Genomic DNA, 16,618 nt, shown 5'->3' with positions numbered 1-16,618 from the left:
ACGAATTGACTAATTTGGTTTACTCTGGGGAAGTTCCGAACCTACAAGAAGTAAAGATGGAGGCCATGATGGCGAAACAATGGGACGAATACGCCGTTGATTGGGATAAAGATCCCGCAACCGCAGTATTCGCACAATCCGTATTTGACCAGTTAACACAGCTCGTTGATTTAAACGGAACCCGTGTCCTTGATTTTGGTTGTGGTACAGGACTACTCAGCCAGAAAATATCTCCTTTAGCAAAAGAGATCATCGCACTTGATATCTCTGAAGGGATGATTGAAGAGTTAGATAAGAAAGAGTTACCTAACGTTGAACCGGTAGTTGATATTTTATCGCGCGGACTTGCAGCGCAGCATCCAGCATTCAGAAACCAGTTTGACCTAGTGGTAGCCTCTTCGGTGTGTGGTTTTATCCCGAACCTACAAGACACAGTCAGTCTGATTTACACGCTGCTTGAAAACGACGGTACGTTTGTACACTGGGATTGGTACTTGGAAAGCGACAGTGAAGACTACGGTGTAAGCCAACAGCGCTCAGAAAATGTATTGAGTGCAGCGGGCTTTGCAGTAGTTGAAGTCTCTACACCGTTCTCGATTGACACTCCACAAGGAGAGTTAAAGGTATTAATGGGTGTTGGACGTAAACAAGCGCTTCCAGATCTGTAATCGTGTGTATGCCTTGAGCTAGCATTCAGAATGCTCATTTAAACTACTAAACCCACATTAACGACTCTAACGTCAGTTATGTGGGTTTTCTCTTTTTGGCGCTATCGTTTTAAACAGAACGAATTAGCGCTTTCTCATTTCTTCACTACTAACTCTGGTTTCTCTATTTCTCTATTTCTCTATTTCTCTGTTTCTCATCTCGCTCATAGAAAACTCAACACCGCTAATTTACAAATTATTTATTTCCATTTTGGAAATGTAGTCTTGCATACATTTCATTAGTGGAAATATAACGGTGAGATATAAAATAAGCCCATAACAACACTAAGGGTTTAATCATGAGCCACCAATCTGCGTCATCTACTTCTTCACCACTTTCAGAGCAACAACAACGCTTTAGCAATATCATTTCAGATGCCAACCTGTCACCAAAACAGAAGTCGAGCTATCTTGCCTTAGAAGCTGAAGCCAGCTTACCGTATATGCCGGTAAGCAAAGAAGTAGAGCAAGCCTTACAACAAGGTGTGCTGTGTGACATGTTTGAAGGGCACGCCCCATTTAAGCCGCGCTATGTACTTCCAGATTATTCTAAATACTTACATCAAGGCTCAGAGTATTTAGAGCTTAGCGCGGCAACCAACTTCGATGAAGCATTGAACATGCTTACCATCCTTTACCACCATGTTCCGTCTGTCACTTCAATTCCGGTTTACCTAGGTCAGTTGGATGATGTGTTGATGCCTTTCGTGGGCGACTTAACAGAAGAGCAGGTATACCAAAAGATTAAGCTGTTCTGGATCATGTTGGATCGCACACTGCCAGACGCCTTTATGCATGTGAATATCGGCCCGACAGACAACATTATCTGCCGTACGATTTTACGTGTAGACGCTGAATTGAAGCAGATCGCGCCAAACTTAACCTTTATGTACGACCCAGCCGTGACACCTGATGATCTACTTCGTCATGCGGCGAGCAACATCTGTGAATGCAGTAAACCACATATTGCAAACTATCCAGCGCATGCCGAGGCTTACGGCGATAAGCGTTTTGGTATTGTGAGCTGCTACAACTCTCTGCCGTTAGCGGGTGGTTCAAACACCTTGGTGCGTATGAACCTTAAGCAAGTGGCGTTGAAGTCTGAGGACAGTGCTGATTTCTTACAACAAGTATTGCCGAACTACAGTGGCATCATGGTTGAGTTGATGAACGTTCGAAGCCGCTTCTTGCATGAAGAGTCTAACTTCTTCGAAGGCTTCTTAACCAAAGAAGGTTTGATCGAAGAGGATCGCTTTGCGCCAATGTTTGGTATTTACGGCATGGCGGAAGCAGTCAACATCTTGTTGGAGAAAGAAGGTCAAGCAGGGCGTTATGGTCACGATGAACTGGCGAATCAGCTTGGTCATCGTATCTCTGAAAAGCTGGCTGAGATCGTTGAACGCTCTGAAGTGAAATATGGATTAGAAGGTAAAGCTCTGCTGCATGCTCAAGGCGGTATTAGCTTAGATGAAGATGTGACGCCGGGTGTCCGTATTCCTTATGGTACCGAACCGGATCCTGTCTCTTACGTTCGTGCAACCGCGGGTCACCATAAGTTCTACACCTCGGGCATCAGTGACATTCTGACCATCGACGAAACAGTGAAATCTAACCCTGAAGCGATGTTTAACCTGTGTAAAGGCGCGATTCAAGCGGGTTACCGAGAGTTCACGGCTAACGTTGCATCAAATGATTTGGTTCGTGTCACGGGTTACATGATTAAGCTATCTGACATTGCCAAATATGACGAGCAAGGCTCACGCACCAATACCACCTTTTTAGGTGCCGAAGCTGCGAAGAACACGGGCATATTAGAGCGTAAACCACGCGTGGCGAGTTTAGAGATGTCGCCGACATACGAATAGCTTTAACGTGTGTTATGCGTTTCGAATACGAACAATGTGAATTATGAAAATTTCTGATCTAACAACTCAAATGGCTAGGGTTAAAAATAATAAGACAGAAAAACAAGCGAAGGTCAGCCGTGTGCTGACCTTTTCTTGTGTTGATGGACCGGGAAATCGCCTAGTGCTGTTTCTACAAGGGTGCAATTTCGATTGTATAACCTGCCATAACCCACACACTATTAATCACTGTAACCATTGCGGAGACTGCATAAGTGGGTGTCCAAGCGGCGCATTAAGCTCTGTAGATGGTAAGGTGAAGTGGGATCCGGTCGCGTGTACCAACTGCGATCAGTGCGTCGATATCTGCGACCATAAGTCGAGCCCGAAAATTACCACAATGACGGTCTCAGAGGTTCTGGAGCTTGTCAGGCATAATCAGTTTTTCTTGAGTGGCATTACCGTTTCTGGCGGTGAAGCGACCATGCAGTTGCCGTTTATCATAGAGCTGTTTCAAGCGATTAAACGTGATCCACAGTTAGCGCATCTCACGTGTTTTATTGATAGTAATGGTTCGCTGTCACTTCAAGGGTGGGACAAGGTGTTGCCTTATCTTGATGGCGCGATGATTGACCTAAAATCATGGCAATCGGAAACACATCAATGGTTAGTGGGTAGAGGTAATCATAGGGTGTTTGAAACCATTAACTACTTAGCAGATAAAGAAAAACTGCACGAAGTTAGGTTGCTACATATCCCAAATAAAAGCGATCTTGAGGACGAAATTGAACAAGTGGGGCGTTACTTGAAGACTCTACCAAGTGATGTTCGAATTCGGCTGAATGCGTTTCAGCATCATGGTGTCATTGGCGACGCGTTAGATTGGCCGAAATGCACCGAAAAACAGATGCAGAGCTTTCACGATAAGCTCTACACCATAGTTCAAAGACCGATGCAAACTCCTGAGGTTTATACCTAGTCTTTAGATTTCTTAGGCAGTCAATCAGGCTTCTAAGAACGTTAACTTTCTAAAGATATTAAGTCTCTAAAAATATTAAGCTTCTAAAAACAGGTCACACAACCACTTGATCGCTTGATCATTCATGTTGGGCTTGTTCCACACTAAGCTATACGCCACCTTACCGTAATCAAAAGGCAAGGGCTTGCTCACTAAGCCCTGAGCTTGCTTAGCACGCTCAGCCCACTGTTTAGAGCAAGTGAACAGGAAAGGCGTGTGGTGACACAACACAGCCGCAGCGCCGAAGTCCGCGACCGATATTGCCATCTCTCTTGGTTGGTGGCATTGAACCAAGTTTTGTTCAAAGTAAGGCTGAGACAGTTCGTTATCTAAAATCCCAATGTGCTTGTAATCTAAGTAGCCTTCTACCGTCAGTTCTTGCTGAGCGAGAGGGTGGTGTGCGCCAATCAAACAAACCATTTCATCTGGAAGAATTGTTTCCCAAACCAGCTCTTTGTTATCGGTCGGCGGCTGAGATATATCATGAGGCAACAAGATCAAATTGACCTTGCCACTGAGTAAAGCATCGAAGCCGAGCTGTTGTTTCGAATAGATGTTGAGCTTCGCGTTTGGCGCCAGTTCAGTAGTGATTTTACTTATCTTAGAGGCAAATACTTCGAAGGTACTTTCACGCATCGAAAGTGAAAAACTGCCTTGGTACTCTTGAGGGGTAAAACTCTTTTGATGAAGCAGTCCATTCATGCTTGAAAGAATTGCGTGAACAGTGGGCGCTATCTTCAGAGCAAAGGGAGTCGGGATAAGCTTGGTACCATCTCGATAGAAAAGCTCATCATTCAGGATGTCACGCAACTGAGACAGGGTTTTGCTTACACTCGAAGGGCTGACACAGAGTTGCTCTGAGGTCTGAGTGACGCTGTGGGTGTTCAGCATAATATGAAGCGCAGTGAGGTGCTTAAGGCTCACCCTAGATAAGTGTAAGTAATCCATTTATGACTCACGCATTCAGATTGGCTTGTGATTTTGCATGAACGACAAAATCGAACAAGCCAAATTGGATAAAGGTTATTTACGAGCTAGCTTATGGTGCGCTCGTGAAAAGTGGCCTGCGCAAAATGCGCCCACAATCGATAGTTCACCCGCTAAACACAGTGCAGCACAAACTTCAGCTAGGGCTTGTGATTTACCGTTACCATGCAGCCCAAGTAAATCTAAACAGGCTTTTTGACTTGGCAAGCCAGTACCACCGCCGACAGTCCCCACCATTAGGTTAGGCAGTGTCACGCTAGCGTATAAACCGCCTTCTTTGTTGAGTTCCATACGCGTCATACCAATCGCTGACTCGGCGACACAGGCCGCGTCTTGGCCACAAGCGATGTAAAGTGCCGCCAGTGCATTCGCATAATGGGCGTTGATACCGATAGTGCCGCTCAAAGCGCCACCGACTGTGGTCATTTGGCCAAACTGGACCATCTTCTCTGGTGTCGTGTGTAGGTACTTCGCGACAAGCTCTGCAGGGATATTAACCTCAGCAGTTACCTTTTTGCCACGAACGCTGCGCAAGGTTTGGGTATTGGCTTTCTTATCGCCTGACAAGTTGCCATCAAGGAAAGCATGGTCAGGCTTAACTGGCGTATTTTCGATGATGTACTCAAACACGGCATTGGTTGCGATGGTCACCATATTCTGACCAGAAGCGTCTCCGGTTAGAAATTCGAACACCAAGTAAACATGGTTACCTTCGATGTTGATATTAATGTCGGTCAGCTTGCCGTGTGATGTTGTTGATTCTGCCAAGATCTTGAACTGGTCATACTGAGTCACAGCCCAAGCCACAAACTGTCCGGCTTCAACTAATCCTTGAAATGCAAAGCCAGGAGTACGTGTTACGCCTTCATTGAGCAACATAGCACTTGCGCCACCACAAGCCGTAATCAGCTTAGAACCACGGTTATAAGACGCGACAAGCGCAGCTTCTGTGGTCGCGAGTGGTACTAGGTAATCGCCCGTAGCAAATAGGCCATTGACTCTTAAAGGGCCAGATATTCCCACAGGGACTTTAACGGTGCCAATAAAGTGCTCAATGTTTTTCTCATAAGCTTGGAACTGACTTTGTGTATGAGGGTCGAGCAGTTCTTGCTGTGAATCTGCATTATCGAGCGCTGTCCAGCGACGTGTGAGATTCTTTTCTGTCAGGTAGGGGCTAGGTGTCAGCTTATTTACTGGCTTTTCAAAATGAGGCTGAAGCTTTTTTTCTAATTCGTCTGCGGAGATGTCGCCTCCTAAAATAGAAACATAGTCACGGCGATGCAGATTTAGTTTTGGCATAAATAGTATGAAGTAAAGTTTGTGCAGCAAATTGGTTTGCGCTGATTCTACCGAGTAATAAACCAGAAACAAGCGCCTGATATAATGAGTTACAGTTTGTGTGGTTGTTGAAGCAAAAAGCAGCGAAGTTTCGCGAAATATAGGCTGTATTTGAGCGAAATTTAGATATGAATGTCGAGAAGGCTACCGATGGCTTCGTTTTGACGATCAACCACACTTGCACCAACGCGGTTATAACTTGCGCTTTGTGTCAGTTTAATCAAGGAATCGGTTGAAGATGAAGCAGGTTCAGGTTCTTTGTCTTTAAAGGAAATGGCTTGTTCAGGCTCTATTTGATTAAAGCTGAGATCGCTAGCTTCGAAAGTGTCGTCGGATTCTAGAGCGTGTTTGGAGGCTTGGTTGAGCTCGATTGCGGCTTCTTCAGCCATGTTGGTGGATTGCTGAATAATGGCGTAACCAGATTGAATACCAGATATCGACATATCAGAACCTTTTATTGACGTATGAAATGAGTCTAGGCGGACGATATTTTGAGCGCAATGGTGAACAGATGAAATTTACGGTGAAAATGTGAACTTAAGCTAAAATAGTGATGTCTGTCTATTAACTGAACAGGTCATTTAGCGCGTTTAACTCTTCATCAGTAAGCAAAGAAGGCTTCTCTGTTTCGAGGTTGCCGTCGATCTCACCCTGAAGTGCTTTTAATTGTTGTGGGCTAAGAAGCTGTATTTGCTGCTTAAATGCTTCAAATTGCTGTGTATTCATAGTGTGACCTTTGTTCAAATCAATATGCTCTTTAGAGCATAGTCTACTGATTCAGGAAATCAAACAAGATTAAGTGAATTTTAAATGATGTTTGAAGTTTCTTGAAACTAAGACAACTATAAATTCCTGTGGTCGTTTTTTGTCCGAGAAATGTTAGGAAAAGTTAAGGCTTGGTCAATCAAAGTCAGAAAATTCCTACAATGTAAAAACGCCTTCAACCCTTGTGGCACAAGGGTAGGTAAGTAATTTCTCTACCCAATTAGGGGTATGGGTAAAGCAATGTATAAATATTTGTGATGATCAAAAGATAAGCAATTGGCGTTATCTTTTTGTTTTTACGGTATTTTGTTTGTTGCTCAAGAAGCTTCTGTTTCAAACGACTTGTCGATCTTAACCTTAACTGCAAACTTGGTCGCTAAGGTATGCAGTTCTGGAAGCATTCGATAGATCAAATGGAGCTGTTGTAGAACCATTTTGACAGAATTCTCATCTTCTTCTCGCCATTCACTCAAACGTTTATCCAGCTCCGGGTCATAAGCGTTTTTCACTTCACAATGCTCTTTATGAGAATAGAGTTGATCATTTAGAGCGTCGAGATGCTGGTGGATTACTCTGTGCGCATCTAGCACCAGTTTGTGTGTCGCTTCATCATCAATACGCGTTCTGTGAGCACCCAGAGCCGAGATATAGCTAAGTAGAGCATGATTGAGTGTTAAGAATCGGAAGCTCTCATCTTCAGAGGTGCGGTACTTACCCGGTTCAACCAACATGCTACTGATCGCGGCAGTCAGGTTTGCATCATTATTATGCGCACTACGTCGAGCGATACGATAGTTTAGGCTATCTTTCTTACCGACACGGTATTGGCCGATGATCTGAGCGAGATAGTTCTTATTGGAATCGAGCGCATTCGCCATCACTTTGTGCAGTCGCTTCGACTGCCAATCAGGTAACACATAAATGACAGCAAGCACGGCGAGAGCACAACCAATAAAGGTATCCGCTAACCTTGGCAATACTACCGCGTAGCCTTCACCTAATTGGTTAAAGCAGAAGAGCACAAGCAGTGTGATAAAGCCGGTCGCAAACCCGTAGTTATTGATTCGAAACGCAAAGAACATCACGCCACTGATCACAATGAACACTAATTGGCTCTCTTGCGACGGGAAGAAAGTCAGTAACGGTACTCCGATCAATAAGCCTGCGACCGTGCCAATGACACGCGCCGTCAGTTTTTGACGGGTTGCACTGTAGTTTGGCTGACACACAAACAGTGTCGTCAGTAGAATCCAATAACCTCGTTCGATATCAAAACCCTGGATAATCCCGTAGCCCAGCGTCAAAGTGATCGCCATGCGAATCGCGTGGCGGAATAGCATAGAATCGGTGTGCAAGTTAGCTTTGATCTTGTGCCACATTGCCGTCAAAGTATGAGGGTTGGTATCGTCCAATACACCTTCTTCAATCTTCTCTGCATCTGGGTTGCTGATATTCGAGAGCTGTTTTTCAACGGTTGCTAGGTTATTGAATAAGTAATCCAACTGGTTCAGCAGTGATTTCCATTTAGGATTATTCTGTTGGTGCAGATGATTGAGCGAAGACATCAGCTCATCGAGTGCCAATACAGACTTGTCACCATGCTGGTATTCAGCGCCAACTTTCAACGAGCTCGCCACTTCTTTACACGCAGTGGCCTGCGCTTCCAGTAGATACTTAAATCTAAACAACACGTCAGAGCGCTCAAAGTGTTTTGCTAGCTCTTGATAGCGATAGTGGCTAGAGCTGACGCGTTCATGAATATCTTGTGCGATGAAGTAGGTGTTAAGAAATCGGTCACTAGGGCCGTCAATGTGTCCGCGCTTAGAGCGATTAAGCAGCGTCGCTTTACACATGTTGAGTGCGTTAACGGTACTCGCGTTGAGTTTGGCTTCAATGATTCGGTGTGGCTGGGGAATCAAGTCAGAAACGGGGTAGAAGAGTTCCGCTTTTGAATCGATGTAGTTACCGATTTGATCGAATACCGTGGCTAAGTTTTGCTGCACGGGTTGCATTGGCCACACTATCTGCCAAATCATCGACATGAAGTAGTACCAAGCGGCGCCAGTTAACAGTAGAAGCGGTTGAAACCAAAGGTTGGTGCTCTCGTGTGCACCAAGCATGGTATAGATGGCAACCAAGAGAGAACCAAACGCGATACTCGCGTATTTAGGGCCAATTGCCCCGAGAATGATAAAAGAGAAGGTTGAAACAAAAAGCCCGATCGCGAACAGCCAAGGCGTATCGAAGAGAAGCTCAATAGAGAAAGCCGCAACGGCGAAACAGATAAAGGTCAGCGTGAGTGCTTTCAAGCGCCCGGTAAAGCTGTCATCACTTTCCGCAAGAGCCGCAGCAATAACGCCTAAGATCAAAGGCGTGATCAGTGTGTTTTGTCCATAATACCAAGCAGGCACCACCACGCCGAGCAGAGTGATGAGAATTAATACGCTGTAATTTATGGTTTTATTCGCCCAATAGAGGCGTAATTTGGCTGAAAAGTCCACAGTCGCTCACTTGACACACTAAAAACCATAATCCTAACAGAAATCAAGCACAAGAATTTGATACTTATCCATAATTGCCCGTAGGTGGTCATGAAAGCGTCGATAAGATATGAGATATTATTAATTCTCATTGCATCATGATATAAATTCAATATTCCCAATTAAGAGCACACTCCAATGCAGCTAAGCGCTAACAAGACTGCACAGTTTTTTATTCAAAATGAATATCATCAGGTTGAACTTGATGGTCCACGCTTGCTGTTATCTTCAGTAGGCAGTGAAGAGCGTATCCCATTTACTATTTGGAGTGGCAAGATCGCGATAAAGCGCGGATTGTTCTGGGGATCGCTACAATTTTTTGCTAATCAACAAGATGGAACACAGCGCAGTTGGTTAGTACAAGGCTTACCTTGGGATCAATGCCGTCAATTTGCACGCGCGTCAGTTAGTGCTTATCAGAAGTGGCACGACACTCAATGTGAACAATTGGCTGAACACGTACCTCAGTGGGAAGCTGAATTAACACGTCTTGAGCAATTACCAGCCTTTCTACCGCATTCTAAGGTCAACACTTGGGTTGATATGGTCAACTCAGGCTTAGAGAGTATGACAATGACGCTAGAAGAGGCCGCACAACGCATGCCAAACCGCATCGCAAGAATGCAGCTATGGTTATCTGAAACGGAAATCAAGCAAGCTGAAAGAAACCAGCAATGGCTAGAGACCGAGCGAAAAAACTGGGAAGTGTTGTTTGCGCAATGTGAGTCGTCACCACTGAACTTATCGCAGCAATATGCGGTGTTGATGAATGATGATCACAACCTTATTTTAGCGGGTGCAGGCTCGGGTAAAACCAGTGTTCTAACGGCTCGCGTCGCGTATTTACTGCAAAGCCATCAAGCTCAAGCTGAAGAGTTGCTATTGCTCGCTTTTGGTCGTGAAGCGGCAGAAGAGATGAAGCAACGTCTCGACAGCAAAATTGGTTTATCAGCAGAGAAGGTGCAAGTCAGCACTTTCCACCAGTTGGGTTTAAAGATACTGAATCAAGTTGAACCCGAACGTGTGGTTATTTCTCCTTTAGCGCTCGATGACAACCAACGCCAAGCATGGTGCATTGATTGGTTGAAGAAGCACTGGATGACACCGACCAACTTTAAACGTTGGCAAAAGCATTTGTCTAAATGGCCAATCGCTTATTTAACCGGTGACGATGAGCTTGGTAGCCACGTTTCAAACCTCAAATTGATCGGTTGGCTTGAAAAGCAGCTAGAACAGTTGAATGCGTCGGGTTTAACCAAAAAAGAAGTACAGCAACAGCTGATTGATCACCGAGACTATACGCGCCTCAACAGCGAGCTTTCACTGTGTTGGCCATGTGTAACCGCGTGGCAAAAGGAGCTGAAAGAACAGAATCATATCGACTTCTCAATCATGATCAGCCGAGCGACTCAGTATGTCGAGAAGGGCAAGTTTATCTCACCTTGGAAGTTCATCATGATCGATGAATACCAAGATATCTCACCTGATCGTCTTGCCTTGGTTGAAGCACTGTGTAATCAGTCTAAAGCCGAGCATCAAGCCTCTATTTTTGCAGTAGGCGATGACTGGCAGTCGATTTACCAGTTTGCAGGTGCGGATGTGGATTTGACCACGGGCTTTAAGGATCGTTTTGAAAGCTCGACCATTCATCACCTAGATACGACTTACCGCTTTAACAATCAGTTAGGTGCGGTGGCTAATCGCTTTGTACAAGAAAACCCAATTCAGATTCCGAAAGAACTGAACAGCTTCAAGCAACAGAAGCAGAAGGCGGTGTACAGTGCGCCAAGTAAAGAAGTTGAGAAGATTCTTGATCAACTGAACCGTCAATCCAAAGGCAAAACCAATAAATCGGTGCTGCTACTTGGACGTAATCATTACCACAAGCCAGAGTTGTTGGAAGACTGGAAGAAGATCTTCACTTCCATTGATATCAAGTTCATGACTTGCCACGGCAGTAAAGGTAAAGAGGCGGACTTTGTCATTATTCTTTGTGTTGACGAAGGACAGTTCCCGACCAAGAAGAAACAGCTGCATATTGATGGCGCATTGACTGAATCATCAGACGCGTTCCCTTATGCTGAAGAGCGTCGTTTATTCTATGTAGCAATGACGCGGGCAAAAGAGAAAGTATGGATCACGCACAGTGGCGACGGCTCTGGCTTTGTGCAGGAGCTGCATGGTTCTGATTACCCAGTTGTTCGTAAAAAGTGATGTTACTTGACTTGATTGTCTAAGATTAGATCTTCAATCCCTGCCCTAATATCACAAGGCAGACGCATAAAGCATAAGGAATTTGCTATGGAACACGGCTCTATTAACTACATTGAATTTGCTGCGAAAGACATCGCCGCAACTAAGGCATTTTTCAGTCAAGTGTTTGGTTGGAGCTTTGAAGACTATGGCCCTGAGTATTCTGCGTTTGAAGGCAAAGGCTTAATGGGTGGCTTCTATTTGGCGGATCTGGCGTCGAATACGGATAATGGCGCGGCGCTGATGGTTTTTTATAGCCAAGATCTTGAGCAAACCGAGCGCGATGTAATTGATGCTGGTGGTCAGATAAACCGTGAGATCTTTAGCTTTCCCGGCGGCAGACGTTTCCATTTCAGAGAGCCAAGTGGCAACGAGATGGCAGTGTGGAGCGATAAATAGAGAGACTCTCGCACTGTTTTATGATTGAACTGTTTAATGTCTGAAAACGAGACATAAAAAAGCCTGCGATAAAATGCAGGCTTTTTAGTCTGTTCAGTAGAGAGCACATTTAACGTGCGATTACGTGCGCTCAGCTAGGTACGCTTCGTAGTCTGGGATTTCGATGATTACTTCTTCTTCAAGCAATGAAGAGTTAAACAGGAAGTTAGCGGTAGCGCGGTTAGTTGCCACAGGAATGTTCCAAACACTTGCGATACGAAGCAGTGCTTTTACGTCTGGGTCGTGTGGTACAGCATTAAGCGGATCCCAGAAGAAAATCAGCATATCGATTTTGCCTTCAGAGATAAGCGCGCCAAGTTGTTGGTCGCCGCCCATTGGGCCGCTGATCATGCTCTTGATTGCTAAGCCTGTCTCTTTACTGAGTAGAGAACCAGTCGTGCCCGTTGCGTAAAGGAAGTGCTTTTGTAGTTTTTCTTTGTTCTCTTTGACCCATCTTAGTAGCTCAGGTTTGAAGTGGTCATGAGCGACCAAAGCGATATGCTTGTGTGTTGGCATAGTGCGCGTTGTTTTTTGCATGAATGTTCCCTAAATTGTTGTTTCGTTTTTATTGTTTTGAGTTCTTCAGCCAATATAGCACTATGGATTCACACTGAATACCGGACGAAACTCAGAAGGTGACAATGAGTCGGCGATAATTTGATCTTTGAGAGTTGCAGGTGTCAGCGCTTCGATAATCGGTGCGCTGTGTTGCTCGTAAGGTTGACCGCGTAAGTAACTCGTGGCTTGTTTTACCGACAAGCGACCTTGCTCAACCATTTTATCTGTTGGCGCAAAAAGTACCTTGTTACGGAGTAAACCACGGTAGGTTCCGTGACTTAGGTAACTTGAGATTAACCCAATATCTTCGGTTTTATCGGCCGCTCGTAGCTCACTGATCGCTGCTTCAATCGCGACGGCACTTCCGACTATATATTGGATATCAGGTTCTTCTATCACCTGCTGTACTAGATTTCTTTGAAGTTCTTTATCGTTATCTGCCCAATAGCTGATCGCAATTTTGATATCACTCGACTTGATCGCATCATAAAACCCCAGTGCTACAGGCTTAGTGCCGCCACTCGCTTGTGGGCCAAGTAACAGGGCGATAGGTGTTTCGCCTGATCCTTTCGGGTGTCGTTTCGACAAAAAATCTCCGACTTGGTATCCCATTTGGTACCAATCGACACCGACCGTACCTTTTAATACCTTCTGTTGTTCTTCATTGACGGTTAACTCATTTACCGTAGCAAACACAGGCGTCGAGCCAACCCAATCGCTGAGATTGTCATGATACGCATCGGGTGAAACCGTACCTAAAATAATGGCATCGGCTCCCCATTGCGTGCAAAGCACCAGTTGCGAGGCTTGTTTGGCCACGTTGGGGTAACCGCCAGCTTCCAATACTCTTAGCTCAACTTGCTGCTTTTCTGCTTCAGAGATCATTCCATAGTTTACCGACAACCAATAAGAGTCTTTGAGGTGCGGATAAATGGCACAGATTTTCTCTTTTTGTGATGTGGCATTGGCGGGTTTTATTGGGCTCAAAGGCTCACTAGCACCTGCGACAGGAGTCACTGAGGCCAGTAGTGAGAGAAGAATTATTGAAGCGAAAGGTCTAGATAGCATGAATTGCCGTTTTGTTGGTTTTAGATAAGAAACACTGCAAAATATAGCGTATTCTGCATGGGTAAAGAAGAACGTTTTAAGGTTTAGAGTTTATGTTGTTAGCTTCAGCGAGTATTGGACGCAAGCTGCTGGCCTCATTCTTAGTGATGGCACTGTTGGTTCTATTGTCTGCATTGATCGGTGTTTCTGGTTTTAGCTTTGTAGCCAAAACGGAAAGAAACGTCGTTGATTCGGCGCTTCCTGCCATGATCGAAGCTCGTCAGGTTTCTGAGTTGAGTAACCGTATTATTTCGTCAGTACAAACACTTTCTAATGCGAGAAACGAGGCCGAAAGAAAAGAGGCTGGCACCGTACTGTTTGACCAACTTGAGTCGCTTCTTCAACATATCAAAGAGCTTGGTGTCGACAGTTTCGATTCTCAGCTCCTCAATAAACTCGAAAACAATGTTCAAAGCGTTATTAACACACTGGCTGAGTTGGGTGTGTCGGTTGAGCGTAAGCTTTGGTTAAGCAAAGAGTTGTCGTCTCGTGTCGAAGAGATGCGCCTATTGGCCGAAGAGCTAGAGCAGTTGACGCGAACCCAAGTTTTGAACACGGCTACCATTGCGGTTGCTAACGTCACGCATATCTATGACCTGCTAGAAACCAAAGAAACGGATAAAGCCTACCAAGCCTTAGATGCGCTTGTAGAGGTTGACCTTGATTTGTCTGAGCGCCTACACGAATTGCATTTGCTGGCGTTCAAAATGCTTAACCAAATTGAAGAAACGCAAACCGTTACCAACGTAGAGCGTATTCATCAAATCCAATCAGAATTTGAATCCAACCTAAGAATCATGGCGCGCCGCGTTAAAGCGGTCGAAGATCCTACTCGTTCAGCGCAGATGTCTCAGCTTCTAGAAGAGCTCAGAAAACGCCAAGTCGTGTTCGATATTTCATTAGAACAATATGAGAACACCAAAAAGTCAGAGTTTCTGATGCAAAATACGTTGGAGCTGTTCTCTCAGCTGAATACAACGGTTAACCAACTGGTTGATGATTCAAACCGCAGTACCAAAAAAGCGGTTGATGAGCTGACCAGCACGTTGAATTTGGCTCAATGGTCACTGTCTGTGATTTCGGTTATTGGTTTGGTTATCGTTGCATTTATCGTGTGGCGAGTGGTGTATATCTCGGTTGTTAAACGTCTTACTGAATACTCATCGGCCTTGATGTCTATCGCACAAGGTCGCCTGAATATTGATATCTCGGTAAAGGGTAATGATGAGCTGGCTCATATGGGCGAGGCGATCATCACTGCCAGAAACACCGCGCAGGCGCTACAAGTGGTTGCGGTGGGTGAAGCAAAGGCGAAACGCGAACTTGAAGAGCACAAAGAACACTTAGAAGAGTTGGTCACAGACCGAACCTACCAGCTGCAAAAGACCAATGAGAAGCTGAACATCGAGGTAGGGAACCACGCTAAGGCTCGTAACGCCGCAGAACAAGCAAGCCGCGCAAAATCCGCTTTCCTTGCGACGATGAGTCATGAAATACGAACGCCGATGAACGGTGTATTAGGTACTGCAAGATTGCTCAAAGATTCCGGGTTAGACCCGCTGCAATCCGGCTATGCAGACATCATTAACCGCAGCGGTAAGAACCTACTCGCGATTTTGAATGACGTGTTGGATTACTCAAAGATTGAAGCAGGGCATTTAGAAATCCGCACTGCTTCGTTTGATCTTCATCAGATGGTTCAAGATACCTACCAATTGATGGAAGGGCGTGCCGCTGAGAAGAAGCTGAACTTTGATTTCCATATTGAAAGTGATGTGCAACGCTATTGGCGTGGTGACGTAACGCGAATCAGCCAAATCTTGAATAATTTGGTCGGTAACGCGATTAAGTTTACGGAAAGTGGCTCGGTCGATATCTTTATCAGCTTAGATATCGAAGATGAAAATCGAGTGATGTTTGAAGTGTCAGATACAGGTGTCGGTATTGATGCTAGCGAACAAGCTTGTCTGTTTGATGCCTTTACCCAAACCGATAGCGGTCGCAACAAAACCGGCGGCACAGGGCTTGGATTAGCGATCAGTAAAAGCATCATGTTGGCAATGAACGGGGATATTGGCGTTCATTCTGAAGAAGGCGAGGGTAGCCAGTTTTGGTTCTCACTGCCACTTGAAGCCGGTGAGAAGATAGAAACGAAAGTACCGGTCATTGAAGCGTGTATTCGAGCTAAAGTACTTCTGATTGAAGATAACCCCGTAAACTGCATCGTTGCTGAAGGCTTCTTGCATAACTTGGGGCACGAGGTTGTGATTGCGACAACCGGACAAGAAGCGAGAGCCATATTCAGTGAGCAAGAGTTCGATATTGCGCTGGTGGACATTAACTTACCCGACTGCGATGGCGTCGAGTTAATTCAACAACTCAAAGACGATGCGCTTCAGCATAAAAGTGAAGAAGACGTAATTCGAAAAGTACCCCCAATGATCGCAGTATCGGCTCATGTGTTTAACGAAGAAGTGGAAAGCTGTTTGTCGTCTGGCTTTGATGGATTCTTACCTAAGCCGTTAGAGAAGGAAGCATTATCGGAATTGATTGTTGAGCAGTTGGACGGTCACACGCTGTTGCTGCCTCAGCCGGATCCGTCAGATGCTGTTTGCTGTCAGCTAAACTCTAAACCTCAGGAAACCGAGCTAGACTTATCAGCATTGGCATTTGCAAGCTCGACACAACGAGCAAACCAAGACGCGGAACATAATCAAGGAGAACCGATTGTGCAGATGATTAACCCTAAGATTATCAAAGACGACTTGGCCATTCTCGGTCGAGAAAAAATAGTGCAGATTGTTGGGTTGTTTGACCAAAGCAGCCAAGTCACTCTCGATGAACTGATTGTGGCAAGTGCCGCTGACAACGCTCGTGAAATTAAGTCTTTAGCTCATAAACTGAAAGGGTCTGCCGGCAGCCTAGGATTATCTGCACTGTTTGCTTTATGCCAGAGCATTGAAGCGAGCGAGGATCCATTACTTCAATATCGCGATAATGCAGACTCATTACCTGAATTGGTGAAAGACTCGTTAGCAGCGCTCCGAGAGCAACTATAGAGTG

General features: G+C 45.2%; 13 protein-coding genes. 6 read left to right on the top strand and 7 right to left on the bottom strand.

From position 1 onward, the window contains the following. The first annotated feature begins 68 nt into the window (after positions 1 to 68). From AB6D06_RS10860 to AB6D06_RS10850, 3 genes are all read left to right on the top strand, one after another. The gene (locus tag AB6D06_RS10860) at positions 69 to 668 is read left to right on the top strand and encodes a class I SAM-dependent methyltransferase (protein ID WP_017064785.1); all 600 of its coding nucleotides are present in this window, start codon (positions 69 to 71) and stop codon (positions 666 to 668) included. Between the two features lie 338 nt (positions 669 to 1,006). Then, positions 1,007 to 2,572, top strand: coding sequence for a YjjI family glycine radical enzyme (locus tag AB6D06_RS10855; protein WP_017060897.1), 1,566 nt, complete (start codon positions 1,007 to 1,009; stop codon positions 2,570 to 2,572). A 43-nt stretch (positions 2,573 to 2,615) separates the two neighbouring features. Continuing rightward, positions 2,616 to 3,530 carry a YjjW family glycine radical enzyme activase gene (locus AB6D06_RS10850; RefSeq protein WP_372110201.1) on the top strand — a complete coding sequence of 305 codons (915 nt, stop codon included), beginning with the start codon at positions 2,616 to 2,618 and terminating at the stop codon, positions 3,528 to 3,530. 75 nt (positions 3,531 to 3,605) lie between these two features. Here the strand turns inward: AB6D06_RS10850 and AB6D06_RS10845 are convergent, their stop codons facing one another. The 5 genes from AB6D06_RS10845 to yccS form a co-directional block, all read right to left on the bottom strand. Continuing rightward, entirely contained in the window at positions 3,606 to 4,517 is a 912-nt protein-coding gene (locus AB6D06_RS10845) for a LysR family transcriptional regulator (protein ID WP_372110200.1), read from the bottom strand. Positions 4,518 to 4,592: 75 nt separating this feature from the next. Then, positions 4,593 to 5,855: a hydroxymethylglutaryl-CoA reductase gene (locus tag AB6D06_RS10840; RefSeq protein WP_029235254.1), complete on the bottom strand. Its 1,263-nt coding sequence runs from the start codon at positions 5,853 to 5,855 to the stop codon at positions 4,593 to 4,595. Between the two features lie 161 nt (positions 5,856 to 6,016). Next, on the bottom strand, positions 6,017 to 6,337 hold the full coding sequence (locus AB6D06_RS10835) for a hypothetical protein (RefSeq protein ID WP_017060893.1): 321 nt from the start codon (positions 6,335 to 6,337) through the stop codon (positions 6,017 to 6,019). A 121-nt stretch (positions 6,338 to 6,458) separates the two neighbouring features. After that, positions 6,459 to 6,644, bottom strand: coding sequence for a hypothetical protein (locus AB6D06_RS10830; protein ID WP_029235859.1), 186 nt, complete (start codon positions 6,642 to 6,644; stop codon positions 6,459 to 6,461). A gap of 332 nt (positions 6,645 to 6,976) precedes the next feature. Continuing rightward, positions 6,977 to 9,160, bottom strand: a complete 2,184-nt coding sequence (gene yccS, locus AB6D06_RS10825; RefSeq protein ID WP_017067021.1) for a YccS family putative transporter — start codon at positions 9,158 to 9,160, stop codon at positions 6,977 to 6,979. Between the two features lie 177 nt (positions 9,161 to 9,337). Here yccS and helD point away from each other — a divergent pair, with 177 nt between their 5' ends. After that, positions 9,338 to 11,413, top strand: coding sequence for a DNA helicase IV (helD, locus tag AB6D06_RS10820; protein ID WP_372110199.1), 2,076 nt, complete (start codon positions 9,338 to 9,340; stop codon positions 11,411 to 11,413). Between the two features lie 87 nt (positions 11,414 to 11,500). Next, positions 11,501 to 11,851, top strand: a complete 351-nt coding sequence (locus tag AB6D06_RS10815; RefSeq protein ID WP_017071128.1) for a VOC family protein — start codon at positions 11,501 to 11,503, stop codon at positions 11,849 to 11,851. A 120-nt stretch (positions 11,852 to 11,971) separates the two neighbouring features. On the opposite strand, the gene AB6D06_RS10810 is transcribed toward AB6D06_RS10815, so the two are convergent. Together AB6D06_RS10810 and torT are read right to left on the bottom strand one after the other, a co-directional pair. Beyond that, positions 11,972 to 12,427 (bottom strand): methylglyoxal synthase, encoded by a 456-nt coding sequence (locus tag AB6D06_RS10810; protein WP_017064778.1) that lies wholly within the window; start codon positions 12,425 to 12,427, stop codon positions 11,972 to 11,974. 60 nt (positions 12,428 to 12,487) lie between these two features. Next, the gene (gene torT, locus AB6D06_RS10805; protein ID WP_372110198.1) at positions 12,488 to 13,516 is read right to left on the bottom strand and encodes a TMAO reductase system periplasmic protein TorT; all 1,029 of its coding nucleotides are present in this window, start codon (positions 13,514 to 13,516) and stop codon (positions 12,488 to 12,490) included. A gap of 92 nt (positions 13,517 to 13,608) precedes the next feature. On the opposite strand from torT, the gene torS reads away from it, so the two are divergent. Beyond that, positions 13,609 to 16,614, top strand: a complete 3,006-nt coding sequence (gene torS, locus AB6D06_RS10800; RefSeq protein ID WP_372110197.1) for a TMAO reductase system sensor histidine kinase/response regulator TorS — start codon at positions 13,609 to 13,611, stop codon at positions 16,612 to 16,614. The last annotated feature ends 4 nt before the right edge of the window (positions 16,615 to 16,618 follow it).

Origin of the sequence: Vibrio sp. 10N.239.311.G01, from assembly GCF_041465805.1 — a bacterium.
Taxonomy (GTDB): domain Bacteria; phylum Pseudomonadota; class Gammaproteobacteria; order Enterobacterales; family Vibrionaceae; genus Vibrio; species Vibrio crassostreae_C.
Note: the sequence above shows the minus strand (reverse complement) of the source record. Positions and strands in the feature narration are given on the sequence as shown.